Source organism: Salinibacterium sp. SWN167 (genome assembly GCF_015864665.1).
GTDB lineage: Bacteria > Actinomycetota > Actinomycetes > Actinomycetales > Microbacteriaceae > Rhodoglobus.
In genome coordinates this window covers 626,884-640,907 of record NZ_JADYWU010000001.1, presented here as the reverse complement: position 1 = coordinate 640,907, position 14,024 = coordinate 626,884, and the positions used below count along the sequence as shown (strand labels likewise).

The following is a 14,024-nucleotide window of genomic DNA, read 5'->3' as shown; positions in this document are numbered from 1 at the left end:
GATCTATACCGTCCTGAGCTTGGATTGCTTGGCGTCACTCACTGAGAAATTGGTGGCGGGAGGAACGACGACGGGCAGGCCATCGGTGATTCCTGCGGCGGAATCAAACAGCACAGCAAGCCCTCCCACGGTCAGCTTGGTGGCTGCGCTCCCTGCCGCGACTGTCACAACTATCGTGCAAGGCTTTGTCGTGTTTGAGGTCGCTTGGGTGCACCCTGCCACGCTGGCCCCAACGAGGTCTCCCACCAGGAGAGCGGGAGATCCACCGACGATAAGAGACGACGCTAAACCGTTGTTCGCGATACCCACCCCCGGTGTCGGGTGGGAGCACACGAGCAGCGAACTCTTCGTGAGGACCAACTTGCCCATCAGATCACCTCGAACTTCGTTGCGACGTGAGCCTCGATAGTGTCCGCTCGAAAAGTGAGTTTTGCGTCAGTTGCAATCTCTATATTTCCGCTCTCATCGATGATTATTCGAGCGTTTCCTTGGTCGTGCGTGATCTCAAGCCGGCCCTGCGGCGGATCCGTTGGGCGTTCCCCCAGCGGTGGCATCGAGCTTTCACCGATGGTGATCCGAAAGCCCGCTACGTGGATCGCCCGCGCACCGTCGGCGTCGATGAGGTCATGCGACCCTCGCATTGTGTCTGGCGGATCCGCGACCCGACTCGCATCGTCAGTCGAGTCGATCTCGCTGACTCCGGTAGGCAGGCAAAGCCACCAATCACCGTTGTGGGCTGGAGGCTCATATCCTTCTGGCCACAGGCAACCGGCGATTGCCCCCACTTGAGTAAGGCCACGGTAGTGCAGGTCGACAACACGAGTGCCTGGGTAGTGCGGCATAACTAGCCCGGCCTTCTTCCAGGCGAACGGGGTCAAGTACGGCCGCGCGAGCAACGGAGTCGCGTCGCGGTGAAGGGGCGCATCGACGATGCGATTGTCTGACACGCTCGGTTCCAGCCCAGCCTCGATGTTGCGCCGTTGTGCGTGATAAGTCCGCCCGTCCGATTCCTCGGTCTTGGCAAACTGCTTGGACACAACTCCGATTTCCCACATCCGCAATTCGATAGAGCGCCGCTCAGCCGACATCCTCGAGGCGATCGCACGCGCGGCGCTCGTTTGATCGTGCTGACTCCTCGTCGGTTCCGTCGGATGCGGCGCAACGTGCAACCGTGTAACAAAGCCAGAGTCTGGCCCGAGAGTATGTTCGACCGAGACGACATCGAACACAGGTTCCGAATCTCCCCCCGGCAAAGAAAAACCAACGGACTCGATAACGGAATCGACACCCCCTCCGCCCGTGAGCTCGTCAATTTCGAAGGACACTACGTCTGCGACATCAATATCCGCACGGCCGAGGAGAACTAGGTCATACTCGAGCGCAGCGGCATCCTGAGCGGCGAATGGGCTCCCTTGGTTTCCTGGCGCACGCTGAGCGAGAACTGGGGAGACCTCGGCGAGACCATTTCCCGGTTCGAGGTGGTGCGCTTCCGCGAAAGGTTCCGCCCAATGCCCGACGTGGAGGATCTCTACAGCGGGATCATCATCCGAGTCCAGCCGGAAGAACACCGGCACCGTGCGGTCGTCTCCATCCGCATGTCCGCGGGAGGCCAAATCGGCGACGGCATTCAAGGCACTGGCATCCACCGCAGGAGCTTGCAGTTGAACGAGCGCCGGAAGGTCTCCGTCGCCGTGCGTAACCACCCTGTCGAGCAACGGTGCCGCTATCGCGTTGATCGCTTCGACTGCCGTCCAGCCGCTACGCAACTCGACGTTGAATGCTCCGGCTCCCGCTAGTCGATGAAAGCCTTCACCGATCCCCCGGAACGTCGTTCGGTCGAGGAAGTCGCCCGCGCTTTTAGAAACATCAAGAATCCTGCCGACAACGACAGTGCGCAGCGTTCCATCGCCACTGTTGAACATCGATTCGATAGCGGCCCCGAATGCCCCTCCCGCCGTATCCGCAACGTCACGCCACCCTAGAGAGATCTCAACGAACATCCGCTCTTCAGAGATGATCCTTCCGAAGACTTCGCGGGAGAGGCCGTCCACGGTCAACTCGAATGTCGCTGCACGCAACGCCGAGGTGCGAGCGACCCTCACCTGAGCGTCATATCCACTTCGTGTCAGCGTTAGCGGTTCAGCTTCAGTGCGATCGGGGCGGCCAGAGAGATCCTTGAAGAACACCGCCCGCCACCCTGCATCAAAACCGATTAGCGACCGATCCGTTCCACTAGCGAAGGCTGTCATAAGGGTCCTTCCGTGCGCCCTCCGACGTGGGAGAGATACTGCCGACAGACACATCACGCACACCGATATTGATCTCGGCTCCGACGTTGGCCGGAGCGACGAGAGAAGCGCTGCGGAGTTCGCAAGCCGCGATGGCAATGTCAAACAGATGCCCTGCGCCCGCGCTCTCAACAACGTGCTGGATACGCCCCATGACGACAGGTCTGGCCCAGAGCACTCCGGTCGCCGACACGACCACAGCTGTGGGGCGTATCCCTTCTGGCATCGATGCGGCTCCCGCATGCAATGCCGAGGCAATAGTGGAACTTCTTAGGGCGCTCGGCACTCGGCGCTCGGCTCCGTCGAACCATGGCGAGTCCAACGGCCGGGCCACAATCCCGGCAACATCATCGGGTGTCGCAACGAGGATGAGGCGAAACGAGCCTGCGTTGACGCGTACGGTAGCGGACAGCGGTAGCGGCCGACGCGCATCGATGGCGAGCCGAGTAAAACCCTCAGGCAGCGTCGCATTCATAGGAACTCCAATGTTGTGCTTGCTGCAGCCGCCCCCGCGTCGACTAGGAGATGCTGCATTCCCGGTCGCGGCACGTGTTGTAAACCGATGGAGACTTCGAGCGCGTCGCGCCGTTGTGCGGAAGCAGTGAACGTCAGGCTCGTTACTTGCATATCGAGCTTCACCGCCATTTTCGTCACGAGGAAGAGCCCGTTGGTTGCACCCCCCGAAAGCATGCCGAATGAGCCACCGCGTCGAGAAAAATCCGCCAGCAGTTCAAGCCTTTGCTTCCACGCAAACCGCAGCTCGCCAATGAGCAAGCCCGACAGCAGCACCTTGTCATCCGAGTTTCCCACTGCGGCGCGAAGACCCGCGCTGCCCACCGGCGGCATCCGGTACGTCTCAGTAAGACTCATCCTCTCGACCGCAAACAGAGGCACCCAGACGACCAGATCCGTGAGAATGGCAGAGGGCGGTACCGGGTGGTCTGCCCAGAAATCCTCCCAATTTTGGTTCAGCACATCGGGGGAAGCGACACCGGAAATGAAATCGTCAATCCGCGTACGGTTGCTCATCGTGCATCTCCATTCGCTGGCCTGAAGTCAATAAGACCAGGGAGGCCGGATCCTTGCGGAGGTTCAAATCCCGCGATTGTGCTTGGCCCAATACCCGGAATCTCTAAAAGTCGATCCAGCGAGGTAATGGGGCGCTCACGGCGAACGAAAGCGACGATACGTTCAGCTAATGCATCCCCAATACCGGGAAGTCGCTTAACCTCCCGCACGTCAAGATCCCACTGGTTAATGTCGACGGGATGGGCAAAGGCTGGATCATAACGCCCAGTGGATGGGTCGAAACGCCCGAAAGACGCGTCAGGACGTGGCGGAAGCTCCACTCCTTCCACTTCAAATCTGCTGTCGGGCCCGACCATGTGGTGGTCATGTGAGGGAGCATCGACTGTAAACCGGCCCTGAGTGTCGACATCGATTCCTACGGTGTATTGCGGTTGCCGTGTGCCATCGGGGAACTCCAATACAACGTGGTACTCGACACGCGCCAAGGCATCACCGACGAATCCTGGCGGAAGCCCTCGGGCTCCTGGTGGATGCGATACCGCGCGCGCTTCGACGAGCAGCCGGCCGCCCATCGCTCTCGCCTGCTCGGCGCTCTGGCGGATAACTCCTTCGACACCGAGATTTTGCAAGATCTGGTTGACTCCACGCGGCGCATACATAATGCCGTCTGCCGCTTCATCTCCGAATCCTGGGCCCCACAGATGCGCTCGCTCATAACCAGGCAAACCAACTCGTCGCGCTGATTCGAGACGATTTTGGTAGTTCGGAGCTTCCGCGCGTGGAACCGATTTGAAAATTTCCCCCTCTACGACGTAAACAGTCGCGCCATTGGCGTCACGTGCGCCATGGATATTCGAGATCCCGTTGGTGCCCGCGGTCTGGCCAGACATGATGACGCCGCCACGGGCCGTAACCGAGGCTGCGAGATCACGCGATCGACGAGCGCTCGCTCTGGCTGCTGGCGAGCCGGCAAGGTTTACGGGGTTACCTTGCGCGACCGCAATCCCCAGTGCATCAGCGATCTCATGTCTGAGGCTAGCCACGAGGGGGCCATTGGTATCAGCCAACGCCTCAGTGACGTGCTGCCGAAGGGTCCGAACATCAGAAAGTGCGGTCGAGAGTGCTTGCATGTCTGCCGCAACGGCTTCGGGTGCACGCCCTCCTCCTTCCCTGCGACGCCGGAGAGCCGCGACGTCGCCAAGAAGCTTCCCCAAGCTTGAGTCAATGATCGACATCGTCCCGTTCATCGTTTCGCGGTAGTCGCGAATCACAGCGCCGATAGCGTTATCTGCGATATCTCCGAGTGCAGCTCGCCCCTCACCCCTCGGCGGAGCAAGCATCCCATCGAGGGCATCAGAGAGCGCTCGCCACTCCGGGCTGCGGTCAATGAGAGAATTCACCAGAGGAGCTGCGCGCCCACGCAATCTAGGAATATCAAGGGGAGCAAAGCGCGGCCTAGTCATCGCGTCCCGCTTTCCTCGGCCGCGAACGCTGTATCCGCCTCGCGCATCGAGTCAATCGCCTCGCGCGAGTCAGGATCTGCGGAGATCATCGAAACATCGATCCCGGAAGTCTCAAGAATTCCTGAAACGTCGACGTCGAGACCGTGTTCAACCGCCGCGCGTTGTCCAACTTCGGCGATTACGGGGGCCAGTACCACGGGCATGAGCTCAGACATGATGACCTGCATCACGACATCGGTTGCTGCTTGACGAATCGCATGTTCGAGAGCCCCTTCTGCGAGATTCCGCAAGACCTTCTGGTACTCGAGCCGAATGGTCTCTCGAGTCCCTCCCCGCACGGCACTTTTCAACGGCACGACTCCCGCACGCACTGCCCTGCCGACGGCTGCAACGTCAAAAATTGAGAAGGCTACGCTGAGCGTCGCCATCATCCATTCGAGCTGCACCTCCTGCCACGACAGAACCGCCTCGGGGTCTTCCAGCGATCGATAGAGCTCTTCGCGGTCGGCAGCATTAAGTACGTCGCGCGCAGCAAAGCCGAGGCTCGCCATTCCCACAATTGCGCCTGCGGCCACCGCTCCGAGAGGGGCACACACCACAGCAAGCACGATGATGAAGCCGGTCTCGAGAATCGTTCCTGCAAGATCGTGCCGCGCTTTCCGCCCCACGGCCAAGTCAACCCCGCGGTTATAGATGTAGCGCGCTCTGCCGATGTGTAGGCGTAATTCAGAATCCGCAAGGCCGTGAATGCCGTGCATCGCGTAGCGAGTACCGAGCTCGCTATAGCCTCCCTGCGCCTCTACATATTGAGACGTCTCCACGGCAAACCACATTCCATCGTCCGCATCGCGAACTTCAGCCGCAATATTCGCGTTCGCGCGAACGAGCCGTCGAAGCAATTCGACGAGGTACGGACGGGCACTGCCATCGCGAAGCACTCGCGCATGCACAGCCACCAGATCATCCACTTGAAAGAAGAGGGGGTCTATTTGATTGAGGAATGCGCGCTGGCGCTGCTTGTGCTCGTCGAGGTCGGCGTGAGTCCACAGCCGATCGCGCCATTGGATCCGACGGCCTTCGGTCTGCTGAACAACGTGCGCACCATCGACCAGCGCGAGTCGCTCTGCTTCGGTTATTGGAGCAAGCACGTAGGGACGCGGCGGCGAATAACCGATCTCGGAGTAGTGGTCTCGTGGCGTTGGAGGCACAGGAGCACTCAGAATGTCCGACGCACTTCCGGTTCTCCCCAGCTGGCCGCTTCGGCGCAGGGCTCGCTGGAGAAGCTCAGTTGCGACGATACGTTCACCAAGGATGCCAAGTGCAGAATCGAAGTGCCGAACGGTGTCATCGAGGCCAGAACCGCTCCGGTTGGCCAAGGTCTCCCTCGTCGACTCGAGTTGCTGCATGAGCACCACTCGGCAGGTTTCAGCGAAGAGATGCGCGCAGCTCGCCTCAAGACTGTCGCTCGCTTCGATTAGAAAGTCGATACCCCAGCTGGTCGCGTACTGCACAGCCCCTCGATCTCCCATCCCTGTATACAGCGAGTGCACAAGCTGGTAGAACGCTTCTACTTCAGCGACCAGATCGGCGAGCGCCTTGAGGTACAACAGCCCTGGGGTCACCTCGACTTCGATATCGATAACGCCGTTATTACCTCCGCCGTTAGGCCGTGCAATGACGGTAGCTGTGCCCGCATTCTGTCTGGCAGCCAGCCCGATACTGTGAGCAATCGCTCCGATCGCACGCGCGGCAGATATCGCGAAATGCCCGGCATAGTTGCACTGGTCAATCTCGAGCGCGCTGGCGATGGCGACAATGCGTTCAGCGAGGCGCGCACTGATTTCCGGCCGCGTCGCCGCTATTTGTTCTAGCGACTTCTCTTCTTCGTAGGGCTCGCATCGCTGGCTCTCCGCGCTACCCCGCCGAGGCCACCGTGTTCTCTCTTCCTCTGGGTTGCTTGCGTCGCCAAGCGGACCACCGCGTCTGCCACCGTCTGTTCCGTCGCCGGTACCCGCAAAGCCGCCGTTGACCTCGTCGCCGTTTGCCGTCTCAGCCGCACCACCAGAGCCTGTCCCTTCGCCTTCGTTCTCGGGAATTTCAGTGTTCCCTACTGCGACGTGGATATAACGGGACGAAAAGATGGCGCCACCAACAAAATTTGACGAACCAGCGGAACTGGTCACACGAACCAATACGCTTCCTTGCGTCCGCTCTGATATCTCTGCGATAAGCAGTCGCCGACGGTCCGCGAAAGCTTCAGCTGTCAGCCGCTCTCGGTCTTCCGCACGGAAACCAACAATGCCTCTCGAGATCGCGGCGTCAACAAGAGCTTCTGCATCGATCGGGCCCCGCGACTCCATAGTCACGGTGTCTCCCGGGCTCCAACTGGCGCGCTTAGAGGAATCGCGAACACTGAGGGAATCTCCCGTCCAATTCAGGTCTAAAAAATCGGTCTGCCCTTCCCAGAACTGCTCGATTCCCGTCGTGCCGCAATACCATGTCAGCATCAATACGATTCCATTCGGGGTAACCACGCCACCGTAGTAACCCGGGTGCGCAACCCCGTCCGCCACTCTTTGACGCAGAGCCTGACGGACTTCTGCCCGAGTTGGAAAATCGCTCGTGCTCCGCTCGACCGCTTCTACCTCGCCGTCTTCACCGTCGTCGTAGAACGGGATTAGATAGGAGCTTCCATCGTTCTGGACTCTGTCTTCACGGCGTTTTTCGCGCACAGGCCCACTACCGCCCTGTGTCGAGGACACGATCTCGAGCTTTGCCGCAACTGAGTGGGCGATATCACCGTGCCGAGCAAGCCCGCTGCGAACAGCAGATTCCACTGGGGCTTCCGGCCTCGTCGAAAAGGCCGGCCTGAAAATCACGCGATCTCTTGCACCGCCTCGCTTCTGCAACTGCCGAAGTGCAGTCGTGGCAGCCTTCGCTATACCGTCCTCGATTGCCGCAACCTGTTCATCGTCAGGATGCGCCGGGATACGGAGCAGAATGGGCATGCGGGCGAGCATTTTTCAGCGAACCTCCGCATCGAGGGCATCTCGCAGTTCGCCGAGCACCAGATCCGCAATCGCCCGACGATCTGCATCGCTAACGGGCATCGAGATAATTATCTCGATCGGTACTTCTACGACGATGCCGGGCTCTGCAGCGGAGAGCTTTGCTGCGGCACCTTCAGCGGGCAGCACCCACTCCCCCTCGTGCACGACAGCGAGTCCGGTGGAATCGACATATAGCGCCGGCCTGCTCTCACCAACATCGCCGTTCAGAATATTGATCACGGCTCAAACACCGGCAGCGACACGGCATCCGACTCTCCGACTAGCGTTGCGCCGGCCTTACGCGCCACACCCGAGAAGGTTGCGTTGGGCGCTCCGTTCGTTGTCGCGTTCGACGGATTTGCCGAAGTAATGATGCACTTTTCCAGCAAAATTTGCTCGAAGTCCCATTCATCAGGAGAAGAATCTGCTTGACGGTAAAGCCCGACCGAGAACTCCGTGCCTGTCATCGCTAGGTTCATCAGATGCGCCGCACCCCCACCAATCGCTTTGACCGATACGGAGAAAGTGAACGACTCTGGGTTCGCGACGTAGCCGACATGCGTGGCTTCGAGGCTATGTATCGTCTCGGTGTTCAGCGAGAACGACGGTGTAAAAGTATCTACCGGCGTGATCATTGTGGTGCCGACGAATACGGCAAGACGAGTGTTCTTCCAAGTGGATTCCATGATGACCTCCTCAGGCCTTGAGTGCGAGCTGGACGTCGAGCGTGTGGATGGAGCCGGCGTAGGTCACTGACAACAAGACCTCCACGGTTCGATTAAGACGCGTGTCGGTGAGTACCGTCGCTTCTCCAGGGGAACGATCTGCTTCTTCTTTGGCGAGTGTGGGGACTATCGGAATGTAGATCGAGTAGTCGTCGATAACTCGGCCTGACTTGAGCGGCGCAAGGATGCCGTCCAGCCGACTCGTGAGCGTCTGAATACCAAGGCGGTCGATGCGGACATTGCCGATCGCGCCGATTAGCCCCGCTTTGAGTCGGTACTCGATGTCGTCGAGAACCCGCACGATGTCGATATAGAGCTGCTCCGTGTTGGAGGTGTACGCTCGCCCCGCTCCGAGATAGAGGCCATCCCCGACGATGAGTTCCGGGTCGATGATCGGCACAATGAATCCTTCCGATAACTGCGAGATATCAGAAGCGGAGAATTGGTCTTGAAGCGCAATATCGAGCCCGCGCACTTGCTTCATAAGGATGCTGATGTGAGGGGCGTACCCCGCCACCGTGCCACAGGCTGCGGCGGCCGCGTCACCGTGCACTCCGTCCGCATCTGTTCCTGTGCGCGCAGCTACGAGCAACATGCGAGACGAATCCGACTTGATCGAGCCGTACTCCGCTTCGACCCCCGCGGCGTAGTTATCAGCGCCTGAGGTATCGAGCTCGGGGTCAACTGCAGCAACAGCGATCCGTCGTTTTCCTGAGTTGCTTACGTTCTCGACGTGATCAGCTAGAGCTCCCAACGCATCAACGTCGTACTCTCCCGCGAGAAGCACGAATTGCACGTCGGCTGCCTCAAGTGCAACGAGGGCGGATGAGTAATCGGGGGTGCCTCCGGAATCATCGGTCGGAACTGCGTAAACACGACTGGGCGCCGGATCCTGACGCAGAAGCGTCGCAACCGACTTATACAAACGCCCAGACGCCGCAATCGCGCCCGCAGGATTCGTAGTTGCAAAAGCAACTCGAGCGTCCTGTTCAGATGTCACCAGAAGTGGCAGGTTGGGCGTCGCCGATCCAGCGCCGCCGGTGCTGCCGACGATACCGATATTGCCGACTGCCCGCGTGGCCCGCGGTTGGAGCCCACGGGTATCGATCGTTACCTTGATATAGGGGTAGGCCGCCAGGACCATGTGACTTCTCCTTTGATGTCTTCTTCGTTGGTTGCGCTTTTCGGGGGTGACTGGTTAGACGGGTACGAAAGCCACGCCTGCGGATGCCAGACGGTCGTTGAGCGCCTCTAGTCGGGCAGTTCTCCGCCCAGCCGCATTCGTCGGGTTCGCCCCGGCGAGAATCGGCAAATCAGCGTCATCAAGAGCGCCGCTTTCGAATACAACTGCAACAGGAACGGGTCCGCGCAATACTGCGCCCGCGACAGGTTCCGACTGGCTGGCACTAGCGGCGAGCGCGCCGCGACAGCGGCGAATCGTATCGATGGTGCTCCGCAAATCTTCGAAGGGCGATGGAACAACGAGCACACTCAGATCTAAGGTGAAGTCAATCGACCTCGGCGCGGCATCCGGCTCCACAACAAGATCGATAGCTGCCGCGAGAGTGGCTCGCGGAGAACTGTAGCGCTCGACCACTTCAGTTAGGTCACGCCCAGATTGTTCCCTCCAAAAGTGTTCGGCGTCCCAGTCTTCGGGGCGTTCGAAACGGTCGAGAAGCACAGACACGAGCGCCACACGGCGACGTTCTTCAAGGGCACCCGGGTCGGTCGGCAGCGCGCCATCATCTGCCATGATTCTTGAATCGACCGCTCCCATAGTGAGATCTGCGGACAAGTTGGTCGTGCGCACATCCGTGACCGCGGTTGTTGCTGTTCGAGCGGAAGCGGAGATCACCACTCTCAGTTCTGAATCGAATGCTGGCGCCGACTCGTCGCGCAGTATCCGCAGTTGACCCTCCCACGACCCACCCTGGCCCGGGACCGTCACCGAGAATTGACCCTGCGCACCCAATGGCGTCGCTCCCAGAACGCTTGCTCGTTTCACACGCACGAGATCCACGGATGAGACGGCTACACTCCTCAGCGAGTATGCCGCGTGCAAGATTGATCGTGCCCGCTCCGCCGTGAACAGGCTTTCGGCGCTTGCGGGAGAGGCGAGCGCAAGCACTTGTTTTCCGTAGAAGTCCACGCGTTCATTGTGAGCGTGACCGTTCGCGCGGGTCTATGACAAACCCTGTCAACCAGCCGCCATGTGGTGACTCGTAGGCGCCAAAATTGACATCCTCAGAGACATGACCGCGATGAAGGCCCACAACAGATTAGAGTTCAGTCCTTACATCGGAATACCGACACGAGCTAAACTCGCACCGTGGGGGAAGTCCACAAGACGAGGGACGCCACCGAAATCAGGGGGAGTTGGGCTCATGCGGACTGTTGTTGGCGTGATTGACCCGCTGACAATGGTGCGGCGAGAGCTGGAAGTTTCGCTGGAGGCGGAAGGCTTCGATGTGATCGACAGCCCGCCTGACCCTGCTTCATTTCTCCGCGGCAGTAGCGACCGAGCGCTCGTAGTCTCCCTGACCGGCACCTTCGGTTTGTCTGATCTTGACCGAGTCCGGCGCGGTAACCTCGCAGCTCCGATCGTGGTGCTCGTCGACTCTGCATCCGTCGATATATTCGCCGAGCTACTGCGACGCGGTCGGGTCTACCCTGTAAGGCGCATGTCGAGCGCTGCCGCGATCACTCGGTGCGTGACCGCCTCACTTGAGGACATGTGCCTACTTCCGACCGCAATCGCTCGTGACCTCGCCCGCAATGGCCCCGACTTGGAAGAATACGGAATCACGGCCGAGGAACTCTCTTGGCTTCGGCGGCTCGCCGGAGGAGATAGCGTACAGTCGCTCGCCTCGGATATCTGTCTATCAGAGCGCTCTGCCTACCGCCGACTTGGGTCGATTTATGCCAAGCTCGGCGTGCGCACGCGCACGCAAGCAATCACGCATCTCGCGAGGTTCGGGTTGCTCACTAGCTTGGGGCAGCACAGCTCCAGCACAGTTCATTCTTCGAAGCCGTCGTCTAATCGAATCTCCAGCGAGTAAGAGTCACGCCCAGAGCAGGCCGCTTCGGCAGCAGCACCAATTGATTTCAGACGTCAAGGCAAAATCAACGTCGCGGAAATCCAATTGATGGCTGGCTGTTCGCTACTAGTCGGTCACTAGGCGTGGGGATTAGATCTTCGTGTTGTCTTGCGTGAGGCTTGTTCCCCCGATGAGTTCTGCTGAGGAATCCCAAGAGACCTCGTTATAGCCATCCTTGGGGCTGACCTCGGCTGCGCTGAAAACACCCGCGGAGTTCCAGGAGCGGGAATCGAAGTCAGTCGCGAACCAGTCGTCTGCGACATCCGTCACTTGGGCAATCAGACCACCATCGCCCATCTGCTGATTAGCGAGACCGATGTACTCAATACCGGAGTCGGTCTCCTTGAAGTCTTTCGCCTCAATCACGATCGTCAACGAATAGCTCGCCATGAAGGTGAACGTCTCCTTGTTGAAAGAACGCTCAGTGGTAATCGGAACCGAGTCTTCGCCAACGAGCTCACATTCACATACATCTCAAACCAGTTATCGGCCCAGACATCGGCAGTGAACTCCTGCAGTTCGCCAGATGACTCCGCCGTTTCGGCCGGCGCCGCCGATTCGACCGTGGTTGTGGCGGTGTCCGATGCCGAGCTGCCGGAACACGAGGCCAGTGCCAGAACACTGACCGCGACGGTAGCGGCGAAGGTGAGCGAGCGAGCGAGCAGTGAGGCGCATGATGACATCCAAACCTCGAAGGGCGAGTCTTCGACGCTATGAGGCATGTCTATGGGGCATGTCTATGGGGCATGTCTATGGGGCATGTCTATGGGGCATGTCTATGGGCTGGCTGAACGCATCAACGCACCATCAGTAGATTGTCTACCCCTCGACTTGGGGCGACGCCGGAGATAGCACCCGCGGTTGGCACATGGAAAGATTCGAACGTGACAGACACGACTCCCGAACCGACGTCGGAAATAGCGGCGGATGACGAGGGCTCATTCCCCTGGTTGCGCGTCGCTATCGCCACTCAAGTACTAGCAATCGTGTGGGGGTTCTTCCCTCTCAACGATCCGGAAGCCGGATTGATCACCTCCGGCGTGATCGGGCTTTTGCTGCTTATTCAAGTGGGCCGCGGGAACGAATGGGCCCGCAAGGGTTTTCTGGCTATCAATATATGGGCGCTCGCACTTCGGGGGCTTGTCGCCTTCGCAGCGCAGTACTTTCCGAAGGCAGAATACGAGATCAACTGGGTGAATATGATTCTGAGCGTCGTTGCGGTCTACGCGATTCTCAAGCTTCCGCGGCGAACCCCGGCGGCTCGCCCAGCGGCTCCCGCTCCCGCCCCGGAATAACTCGCAGGCGACGAAACCCCACGGGCGTAGGCTGGAACGATGGATGACGCTTCAAACTCAGGCTGCGGAGACAGCTGCACCTGCACTCCCCAGCGTAGTTCCGCAGCACCTCTCGGTATGCCGCTGGCAGCACCGCCCGCGTCATCCTCAGCAGTAACTGCCGACCCGCCCGCCGCATCCGCGCCACTGACTCCCGAAGCCGGCAACCACCTCATCAAGCAGGCCGCAATACCCGCCGGCACCTTCGTGATGGGCGACTCCTCGGGCGACCGCAACGCCGCCGATGGCGAAGTGCCGCAGCATCCGGTCACCCTGAGCGCTTTCTCAATCGATGTCACGAGCGTCACCAACGACGACTTCGCACGATTCGTAGAGGCCACGGGCTACCTCACCGAAGCCGAAACTTTTGACAATTCAGCGGTTTTCCATCTCGCTGTCGACGCCCCTGAGGGAGACATTATGGGGCGGGCCGCCGGAGCTCCGTGGTGGTTCGGCGTGACGGGTGCCGACTGGAAGCATCCCGGCGGGCGCAACTCTTCGATCGAGGGCTTGGGCGATCATCCCGCCGTTCACATCAGTTTCAACGACGCCGAAGCGTATTGCGCCTGGGCGGGCCGACGCCTGCCCACCGAGGCCGAGTGGGAGTACGCCTCACGCGGCGGCCTCGACCAGGCCAAATACCCGTGGGGTGACGAAGAGATGGATGCCGGCGGCTGGCGCACCAACATCTTCCAGGGCGATTTTCCCCGCACTAACACTCTCGATGATGGTTACCTCACGACTGCCCCAGTGCGCAGCTTCGAGCCCAACGGCTACGGACTCTTCCAAACGGTGGGCAACGTCTGGGAATGGTGCTCAGACTGGTACGACGCGAACTACTACGCGACGCTGCCTGTCGACGCCCCCACTCTCAATCCTGCCGGCCCCAGCGAAGGCTCCGTGCGTGTGCTGCGCGGCGGCAGCTACCTGTGCCACATCTCGTACTGCAACCGCTACCGCAACTCAGCGCGCTCGCAGAACACGCCTGACTCATCGATGGGCAACGCGGGGTTCCGCACTGTGGCGCTCTAGCTCGC

The 14,024-nt window shown here is 60.0% G+C and carries 16 protein-coding genes; 5 read left to right on the top strand and 11 right to left on the bottom strand.

Annotated elements, in window-relative coordinates; all coding sequences use genetic code 11:
- Nucleotides 1-3: 3 nt before the first annotated feature.
- The 6 genes from I6E60_RS02970 to I6E60_RS02945 are packed head-to-tail and all read right to left on the bottom strand — an operon-like array spanning nucleotide 4 to nucleotide 6,972.
- On the bottom strand, nucleotides 4-369 hold the full coding sequence (locus I6E60_RS02970; RefSeq protein ID WP_197122861.1) for a hypothetical protein: 366 nt from the start codon (nucleotides 367-369) through the stop codon (nucleotides 4-6).
- Nucleotides 369-2,249: a hypothetical protein gene (locus I6E60_RS02965; protein WP_197178808.1), complete on the bottom strand. Its 1,881-nt coding sequence runs from the start codon at nucleotides 2,247-2,249 to the stop codon at nucleotides 369-371. Before I6E60_RS02965 ends, I6E60_RS02970 begins: the two co-directional genes overlap by 1 nt.
- Nucleotides 2,233-2,763: a hypothetical protein gene (locus I6E60_RS02960; RefSeq protein ID WP_197178806.1), complete on the bottom strand. Its 531-nt coding sequence runs from the start codon at nucleotides 2,761-2,763 to the stop codon at nucleotides 2,233-2,235. Before I6E60_RS02960 ends, I6E60_RS02965 begins: the two co-directional genes overlap by 17 nt.
- Nucleotides 2,760-3,317, bottom strand: a complete 558-nt coding sequence (locus I6E60_RS02955) for a hypothetical protein (protein ID WP_197122855.1) — start codon at nucleotides 3,315-3,317, stop codon at nucleotides 2,760-2,762. The genes I6E60_RS02960 and I6E60_RS02955 overlap by 4 nt, the downstream gene beginning before the upstream one ends.
- Nucleotides 3,314-4,717, bottom strand: a complete 1,404-nt coding sequence (locus I6E60_RS14625; RefSeq protein WP_197122853.1) for a polymorphic toxin type 4 domain-containing protein — start codon at nucleotides 4,715-4,717, stop codon at nucleotides 3,314-3,316. Before I6E60_RS14625 ends, I6E60_RS02955 begins: the two co-directional genes overlap by 4 nt.
- Nucleotides 4,718-4,776: 59 nt before the next feature.
- Nucleotides 4,777-6,972: a hypothetical protein gene (locus I6E60_RS02945; RefSeq protein WP_197178804.1), complete on the bottom strand. Its 2,196-nt coding sequence runs from the start codon at nucleotides 6,970-6,972 to the stop codon at nucleotides 4,777-4,779.
- Nucleotides 6,973-7,332: 360 nt separating this feature from the next.
- On the opposite strand from I6E60_RS02945, the gene I6E60_RS14520 reads away from it, so the two are divergent.
- A complete protein-coding gene (locus tag I6E60_RS14520; RefSeq protein WP_255529111.1) occupies nucleotides 7,333-7,461 on the top strand; it encodes a hypothetical protein in 129 nt (42 codons plus the stop codon).
- A 342-nt stretch (nucleotides 7,462-7,803) separates the two neighbouring features.
- Here I6E60_RS14520 and I6E60_RS02940 read toward each other — a convergent pair whose 3' ends face one another.
- From I6E60_RS02940 to I6E60_RS02925, 4 genes are read right to left on the bottom strand one after another with little or no spacing between them, the layout of a single operon-like run.
- Nucleotides 7,804-8,070 carry a hypothetical protein gene (locus I6E60_RS02940; RefSeq protein WP_197122849.1) on the bottom strand — a complete coding sequence of 89 codons (267 nt, stop codon included), beginning with the start codon at nucleotides 8,068-8,070 and terminating at the stop codon, nucleotides 7,804-7,806.
- Nucleotides 8,067-8,516 (bottom strand): hypothetical protein, encoded by a 450-nt coding sequence (locus I6E60_RS02935; protein ID WP_197122847.1) that lies wholly within the window; start codon nucleotides 8,514-8,516, stop codon nucleotides 8,067-8,069. Before I6E60_RS02935 ends, I6E60_RS02940 begins: the two co-directional genes overlap by 4 nt.
- Nucleotides 8,517-8,526: 10 nt before the next feature.
- Complete coding sequence (locus I6E60_RS02930) at nucleotides 8,527-9,699, bottom strand: hypothetical protein (RefSeq protein ID WP_197122845.1); 1,173 nt, start codon at nucleotides 9,697-9,699, stop codon at nucleotides 8,527-8,529.
- A gap of 54 nt (nucleotides 9,700-9,753) precedes the next feature.
- On the bottom strand, nucleotides 9,754-10,704 hold the full coding sequence (locus I6E60_RS02925) for a hypothetical protein (protein ID WP_197178802.1): 951 nt from the start codon (nucleotides 10,702-10,704) through the stop codon (nucleotides 9,754-9,756).
- 235 nt (nucleotides 10,705-10,939) lie between these two features.
- Here I6E60_RS02925 and I6E60_RS02920 point away from each other — a divergent pair, with 235 nt between their 5' ends.
- The gene (locus I6E60_RS02920; protein WP_197178800.1) at nucleotides 10,940-11,614 is read left to right on the top strand and encodes a LuxR C-terminal-related transcriptional regulator; all 675 of its coding nucleotides are present in this window, start codon (nucleotides 10,940-10,942) and stop codon (nucleotides 11,612-11,614) included.
- A gap of 129 nt (nucleotides 11,615-11,743) precedes the next feature.
- Here I6E60_RS02920 and I6E60_RS02915 read toward each other — a convergent pair whose 3' ends face one another.
- On the bottom strand, nucleotides 11,744-12,043 hold the full coding sequence (locus tag I6E60_RS02915) for a hypothetical protein (RefSeq protein ID WP_197178798.1): 300 nt from the start codon (nucleotides 12,041-12,043) through the stop codon (nucleotides 11,744-11,746).
- A 114-nt stretch (nucleotides 12,044-12,157) separates the two neighbouring features.
- Between I6E60_RS02915 and I6E60_RS02910 the strand changes: the two genes are divergently transcribed.
- From I6E60_RS02910 to I6E60_RS02900, 3 genes are all read left to right on the top strand, one after another.
- On the top strand, nucleotides 12,158-12,370 hold the full coding sequence (locus tag I6E60_RS02910) for a hypothetical protein (protein ID WP_197178796.1): 213 nt from the start codon (nucleotides 12,158-12,160) through the stop codon (nucleotides 12,368-12,370).
- Between the two features lie 167 nt (nucleotides 12,371-12,537).
- Nucleotides 12,538-12,948, top strand: a complete 411-nt coding sequence (locus I6E60_RS02905; RefSeq protein WP_197178794.1) for a hypothetical protein — start codon at nucleotides 12,538-12,540, stop codon at nucleotides 12,946-12,948.
- Nucleotides 12,949-12,987: 39 nt separating this feature from the next.
- Complete coding sequence (locus I6E60_RS02900) at nucleotides 12,988-14,019, top strand: formylglycine-generating enzyme family protein (RefSeq protein ID WP_231601107.1); 1,032 nt, start codon at nucleotides 12,988-12,990, stop codon at nucleotides 14,017-14,019.
- Nucleotides 14,020-14,024: the final 5 nt, after the last annotated feature.

Excerpts from the sequence above, each read along its gene's own strand:
- I6E60_RS02915 (WP_197178798.1), bottom strand. The coding sequence starts at position 12,043 with ATGGCGAGCTATTCGTTGACGATCGTGATTGAGGCGAAAGACTTCAAG.
- I6E60_RS02900 (WP_231601107.1), top strand. The coding sequence starts at position 12,988 with ATGGATGACGCTTCAAACTCAGGCTGCGGAGACAGCTGCACCTGCACT.
- I6E60_RS02970 (WP_197122861.1), bottom strand. The coding sequence starts at position 369 with ATGGGCAAGTTGGTCCTCACGAAGAGTTCGCTGCTCGTGTGCTCCCAC.
- I6E60_RS02960 (WP_197178806.1), bottom strand. The coding sequence starts at position 2,763 with ATGAATGCGACGCTGCCTGAGGGTTTTACTCGGCTCGCCATCGATGCG.
- I6E60_RS02930 (WP_197122845.1), bottom strand. The coding sequence starts at position 9,699 with ATGGTCCTGGCGGCCTACCCCTATATCAAGGTAACGATCGATACCCGT.
- I6E60_RS02920 (WP_197178800.1), top strand. The coding sequence starts at position 10,940 with ATGCGGACTGTTGTTGGCGTGATTGACCCGCTGACAATGGTGCGGCGA.
- I6E60_RS02935 (WP_197122847.1), bottom strand. The coding sequence starts at position 8,516 with ATGGAATCCACTTGGAAGAACACTCGTCTTGCCGTATTCGTCGGCACC.
- I6E60_RS02955 (WP_197122855.1), bottom strand. The coding sequence starts at position 3,317 with ATGAGCAACCGTACGCGGATTGACGATTTCATTTCCGGTGTCGCTTCC.
- I6E60_RS02965 (WP_197178808.1), bottom strand. The coding sequence starts at position 2,249 with ATGACAGCCTTCGCTAGTGGAACGGATCGGTCGCTAATCGGTTTTGAT.